The sequence below is a fragment of the Microcystis sp. M165S2 genome (genome assembly GCF_020245885.1).
GTDB lineage: Bacteria > Cyanobacteriota > Cyanobacteriia > Cyanobacteriales > Microcystaceae > Microcystis.
This window is the reverse complement of record NZ_JADBTZ010000015.1, coordinates 1-5,415: the sequence shown is the minus strand read 5'-3', so window position 1 is coordinate 5,415 and position 5,415 is coordinate 1. Positions and strand designations below refer to the sequence as shown.

Sequence of the window (5,415 nt, the reverse complement as noted above, 5' to 3'; positions counted from 1 at the left end):
TCCCCAGCCTGATTCACAGTAAGCATCTGGATGTGTTCCATAAGCAAATTTACGGAAGGAATCGGGATTAAGCTCTAATTCTCCAAAAGCATCAGGATTAGCGACTAATTTATCTTCTATTTTCTGTTGTAAAGCTTTACCGACTTCTTTGATAAATTGCTGTCCTTTTGCAGTAAGAGCAGGAGATGTATCCTTCACAAATATATTCAGATATTTATCTCCAAATCCTAAGTAATAATCTGGTGCTTCTTTGCCAGGATTTCTTTTAATGAAATCGTCGTAACGGAACTGGTAGTAATCTAGATTTCCTAAAGATTCGGGTGGATAAGGAGTAGGAAGACTAGAACCATAATCAGCGCAACTTGTTGAACTTGTTTCTTCAAAAATATCAATACAGTCAGGCATCACCCATCCTGGGAGTTTAGTATCTTGATCAAATACCAAATACCAAAGACGATCTGCTTCATCTTTACTCCAAGCAAACTTTCCTGTAGGTGGAATCCGAACAACGTCAATATAAGTACCTGATTTCAAACAATGAATAATCTTGGCATTTATTGATGGTTCCGCTCGAAAATTGACACAACTATTACCTCTTACTTTATGAGAAGAAGTTTCGGTAGAAGTTTCACCCTCAATTTTTTGTGCTACAACTGGTACAATTACATTTATATTAAGATAAGCCGTTAACAAGCCTAACAGAATATTGAGATTAAAAATAGATACTTTAATCATTAATATAACTCTCCGATTCAAAAATTTAAATTTTCAGGGTTTTCATAAATTGACAGGATTATCAGCGCGTAAATTTTCAAGATATAATTTGACCGCTTCTGTGATGTTTGCGATTGCGTCCTCAAAAGAATCCCCTTGATTGCGATCGCCAATCTTTTGGGTTGGGTTAAGGAACGCAAAGCAACTACGAGGAATAATAACCTCATTGTCGAGTTACTGCAATCATTCTCTCTGACAAAGTGCGATCGCTGATTTTATTAGAGAGAAAAAAGTTAAGGCTTAATCTTACCACCTCAATCTAATCTACAGATCGGCGATCAAGAAAAATTCTGGATAGAACTATTTCAATAACTCGATTTCCCCTGGTCGCCAAGTCTTGTCAAACCAAGGCTCAAGCGGGCCATAAAGCCGAAGAATCGTATTCCAACCCGTGCCCGGAATCGTCTGTACCCAATTATTCTCCTTGCCAGTAGGCGGTTTCGGCCTGAAATAGATATCTACAGAACCATCGGCATTAACCAAAAGTCCCTTTGTCTGACTACCGACACTGGGAAACTGTTGCTCCGTCTGAATCATCGATTGCGTCTGGTTACTGTAAAGAATTACTGACCAGAATAGTAGCACGCTAGGATGTGTTAGCGTAACGCAGAATAATTACAAATTCGTCATGATTAAAAGCAAAAAAGCGCGTTAAGTAACTATTTTTTAAGTCAACACGGCAATTAGCGATCGCCCCTCCTCATCAACAAGCGATCACACCATGAGAAGAAAACCTGATCGCACTAAAGTCCAAAATAATCGCAAATCAGATAATTATTGTTAAGAAAACAATTTGGTACGTTACATTTCACTAGCGTACCCTACAGGATCACCGACCATACTAACTGGTTGCTTGTCGAGAGCAATTTCAAATAAAAATTCAGGGGCAAAGTCTGCTCCGTTTGGCCATTCTATTGTCCGACTATTTACATATACTTTTTGAAATAAGCTTTGATCTTTTAAGGGTTCAAAGATTTCTCCATACAATTCTTGTTCTAAATCTACAATCCCTTCTATTCCATTATTAAAGGTTAGCTTTAATTGATACTTATCCAGATATTCCACACAGATAACATGAAGAAATAGCTCCTTTTTAGGGAAGGGGATCGATTCTGTTAAGAGGTTTTCTTTGACGCGCATTTTCCCAGTTCTCCAATAGTTCAGATTGGTGTAGATCAAGCCACTCCCATATTAAATTTAGTCCTCTTTTGGGCATTTGACCACAAACTTCACCTGTGTGAATCATTATAACCGCTTCATAATCTTGATATGAGGCGGATTGTGATCGTTATAGTTCATGGTGATTTTTATTCCATAGAAGCTTGATAGAGTGGGCATGAGTAAGAATAGTAATAAAGGTTGCTTTCTAAAAGTTTGCCCCCTATTGTAAGCGATCGCCCTTGGCGTTCCTATCCCAAGCAATGACAATTTTAAAGTTTAATCAACAAGATAACAGCGATTACATTGAGCCTAGTCATAATGAAATTTACAACTAATAATAATAATTTTTGTCTCTGTTGGTTCCCCAATCCAATACATCTGTATGTCTTTGTCGCAGTTGTTTGGCCGTTTCTTCTAACCAAGCAAGATAGTCCTGTTCGTATAAGTCTTTAGTAGTGGTCAGGTATCAGGTTTTTATTTTCTTGACGCTTATTTAACCTGAAAAAAGAGGGGTCGCAGGCAGGCACGGATTCCCATTCTATATATAAGTATCTGTCAAGTGCGGGTATTTGTCAAGGGTTTTTCTGAAAAAATCTGCCGGAATTTCAGGGTAGAAAATCGGAATCGAGGATTTGTTCGGGACTATAGGGGCAGCTTTCGGCAAAGATAGCGGCCGGCAATTCGCTTTTTTGTCGGACTCGCTTCACTGCTTTGGGGTAAATAACGGCGATTCTGGTTAAAAAATAGTTATAAAGGGTTTTTGACTCCAATAAAAGTTCTAATTCCACCCGAAAGTTACCGATTTCGTCCTGCCATCCCTTCGCACATCTTTCTCGTTCCTCCGGCCAGTATTGGTAGAGAAGCAGATGAATGAGTAATTGCAGGAGATAACTATCTACTTTATGTCTCTGTTCATTCCCCAAAGCTTCGATTTCTTCCCTGAGATGTTCCCAATCTAATACATCTGTCTGTCTTTGTCGCAGTTGTTTGGCCGTTTCTTCTAACCAAGCAAGATAGTCTTGTTCGTATAAGTCTTTAATTGTCATCCCCTGTCTTCTTTATTCCTTGCGCTTATTTGACCTGAAAAAAGAGGGTCTGTAGGCAGGCACGGATTCCCGTTATATATATAAGTATATGTCAAGTTTCGGGATTTGTCAAGGGTTTTGACAGTAGAAAGGGAGAAAACTTTTAGCAATACACTTGTTCTAGCATAGCGGCAGTGAGAGATTTTTGGCCGTGATAATAGAGACGACGATTGAGACAACCGATCGATTTAACATAGGTAGATAGGGTTCCCAGATCGTGGGAAATAATTAAAATAGTCATCCACTCATTCAATTCTTGCAACAGGGAAAAAATACTAGCACGCATTTGGGGATCGACACTGGCAGTGGGTTCATCTAAAATCAAGAGACGGGGTTCTACCGCTAAAGCGCGAGCGATATAAACCCGTTGGCGCTGTCCTCCCGAAAGTTCAGCAATCGACCTTTTTTTCAACGCTAACATTCCCACACTATCTAAAGCTTTATCTACCCTTACCTCATCTTTTTTACTATAGCCTTGCCAGAGTTTTTTGCTGCTCAATCTCCCCATTTTCACCACCTCACCCACAGTGATGGGAAATGAGCGATCGCATTCGACAAACTGAGGCACATAACCGACTAATTCCCGACCTTTTTGGACACTTTGCCCCAAAATACTGACTTCTCCACGCCAAGGTTTAATTAATCCCAGTAAAACCTTGAGGAGGGTAGTTTTTCCCCCTCCATTCGGGCCGATAATTCCCAGAAAATCCAATTCCTGAATGGTTAAATTAATATCTTCGAGGATGGGTTCCTGTTCGTAGCCGGCCCAGAGATTACTAATGGTAATGATCGTTGACATATACAAGCAATTACTGATTTAAAACTGTGGCCATTTTTTGGGAAACTTGTCGCAGGTTTTCACTCCAATTTTGAGCAAAGGCACTAATAGGGATTACCTGTCCCCCAATTTCCCTAGCAATAGTTTCGGCACTTTTCTGGCTAAATTCTGGTTGAGTAAAAATAACTTTAATATTCTCTTTTTTTGCCTGTTTGATTAGTTGACTTAACTGGGCAGCACTCGGTTCATTGCCTTCGATTTCGATCGCAATCATCTCTAAACCGTAATCTTGGGCAAAATAGCCCCATTCGGGATGAAACACCATAAATTTTTGGTTTTTGATCCCTGCCAAGTTTTGCCGAATTTCTTGATCTAATGCGTCTAATTCCTGACGGAATTTTTCCAAGTTAGCCCGATAGATAGTTTCCTGATCGGGATCGAGTTGTGCTAGGGTTTGATAAATAGTCTCTGCTTGTGCTTTGACTCGTTTTGGTGATAACCAAATATGGGGATCTAGGGTGTTTTTTCCAGCTTGATGTTTTTCTTCCTTGCTGTGATCATGATCGTGATTATGTTCTGCTGTCAAAGGGATTTTATCTACTCCTTGACTGGTATCGACGATTAACATCTGTTGGTTAACACTGTTTAAGCGATCTTTCCAAGCATCTTCTAAGGATACACCGATTTTAAAGTAGGCTTGCGATTGGGCTGTGGTTTTTAATTGTTCGGGTTTTGGTTCATAGGTGTGGGGATCTGTCCCGGGTTGAATCATGGTATTGACACTGACTCTATCACCCCCGATGCGTTTGACAAAATATTCCTGCGGTACGATGCTGACTGTCACCTGCAAGGGTGTCGTTGTTTCCTTTTCCTTGACCGAGGGACCACTACAAGCTGTTAAGCTGGCTATAGTCATTGTTAAAGCGATCGCTGTTAACTGGAAATTTTTACCCATCGGATTAACTGAGTCTGATTATGATTCTCATCTTATCACAGTCGGTGAGAATCGTTATCATTCTGAAAATATCTCGGTATAGATGTACTGGGTTTTCGTCCTTCGATCTTTCGCTCCCAATTAAAAAATTTTCTCTTGCTAACTAGGGCTTGACATGATATTATATAAATAATGGAAAATCCGTGCGCCTACGACCCCCCTCTGGTCAAGTCAAATAAAGCCCAAAAAAATTAGCCCCAAAAAGTAGTCGGTGAACTGAAAACTCACAACTGATAACTGATAAGCTGTTGACTAAGTAGGGAAGCACAATTATTTGTCGGATGGGTTAGCGCACTTCGTAATCCCTGGGGGTGTTGGGTTTCATGCTTCAACCCAACCTACGTTCGTCTTATATTTAATTCCACCCACCCACTTATCTAAATTACTCGTTAAGACTGCACTGGAGTGCCAGAGTTGGGAGAGGAAGCCTGAGCATTTGTACTAAAAATCCCCATAGGCAGTTTAAATTCAGTAGAGCTTAACTAGGGTTTGCTGAATAAATCTAAAAACCTTATCCAACAAGGTTTTTAGACTTTTTTTCCCTCAAAAAGTGCCGACCCTTGGAGTGATTGGGGGGAAAATTCCGGGACTTTTTCCCTGAAAATTAGGTAATTGACCACCTG

Annotated in this window: 8 protein-coding genes; all 8 read right to left on the bottom strand. The window is 40.1% G+C overall.

Going from position 1 to position 5,415, the window contains the following annotated elements:
• A partial coding sequence (locus IM479_RS00850; RefSeq protein WP_287685488.1) for an SH3 domain-containing protein occupies positions 1-735 on the bottom strand: 735 nt, incomplete at its 3' end.
• A gap of 339 nt (positions 736-1,074) precedes the next feature.
• Positions 1,075-1,359 carry a DUF1214 domain-containing protein gene (locus IM479_RS00845; protein WP_287685487.1) on the bottom strand — a complete coding sequence of 95 codons (285 nt, stop codon included), beginning with the start codon at positions 1,357-1,359 and terminating at the stop codon, positions 1,075-1,077.
• A gap of 216 nt (positions 1,360-1,575) precedes the next feature.
• Positions 1,576-1,914 (bottom strand): DUF2442 domain-containing protein, encoded by a 339-nt coding sequence (locus IM479_RS00840; protein WP_287685486.1) that lies wholly within the window; start codon positions 1,912-1,914, stop codon positions 1,576-1,578.
• Positions 1,868-1,990, bottom strand: a complete 123-nt coding sequence (locus tag IM479_RS00835) for a DUF4160 domain-containing protein (protein WP_238560453.1) — start codon at positions 1,988-1,990, stop codon at positions 1,868-1,870. Before IM479_RS00835 ends, IM479_RS00840 begins: the two co-directional genes overlap by 47 nt.
• A gap of 276 nt (positions 1,991-2,266) precedes the next feature.
• Entirely contained in the window at positions 2,267-2,398 is a 132-nt protein-coding gene (locus IM479_RS00830) for a DUF29 family protein (RefSeq protein WP_257792640.1), read from the bottom strand.
• 142 nt (positions 2,399-2,540) lie between these two features.
• Complete coding sequence (locus IM479_RS00825) at positions 2,541-2,981, bottom strand: DUF29 domain-containing protein (RefSeq protein WP_287078667.1); 441 nt, start codon at positions 2,979-2,981, stop codon at positions 2,541-2,543.
• Between the two features lie 142 nt (positions 2,982-3,123).
• A complete protein-coding gene (locus IM479_RS00820; RefSeq protein WP_158199701.1) occupies positions 3,124-3,819 on the bottom strand; it encodes a metal ABC transporter ATP-binding protein in 696 nt (231 codons plus the stop codon).
• Between the two features lie 10 nt (positions 3,820-3,829).
• The gene (locus IM479_RS00815; protein WP_287685485.1) at positions 3,830-4,753 is read right to left on the bottom strand and encodes a metal ABC transporter solute-binding protein, Zn/Mn family; all 924 of its coding nucleotides are present in this window, start codon (positions 4,751-4,753) and stop codon (positions 3,830-3,832) included.
• Positions 4,754-5,415: the final 662 nt, after the last annotated feature.

What these genes read in the sequence shown, in the direction of transcription:
- IM479_RS00820 (WP_158199701.1), bottom strand. Translation starts at nt 3,819, where the DNA reads ATGTCAACGATCATTACCATTAGTAATCTCTGGGCCGGCTACGAACAG.
- IM479_RS00840 (WP_287685486.1), bottom strand. Translation starts at nt 1,914, where the DNA reads ATGCGCGTCAAAGAAAACCTCTTAACAGAATCGATCCCCTTCCCTAAA.
- IM479_RS00835 (WP_238560453.1), bottom strand. Translation starts at nt 1,990, where the DNA reads ATGCCCAAAAGAGGACTAAATTTAATATGGGAGTGGCTTGATCTACAC.
- IM479_RS00825 (WP_287078667.1), bottom strand. Translation starts at nt 2,981, where the DNA reads ATGACAATTAAAGACTTATACGAACAAGACTATCTTGCTTGGTTAGAA.
- IM479_RS00815 (WP_287685485.1), bottom strand. Translation starts at nt 4,753, where the DNA reads ATGGGTAAAAATTTCCAGTTAACAGCGATCGCTTTAACAATGACTATA.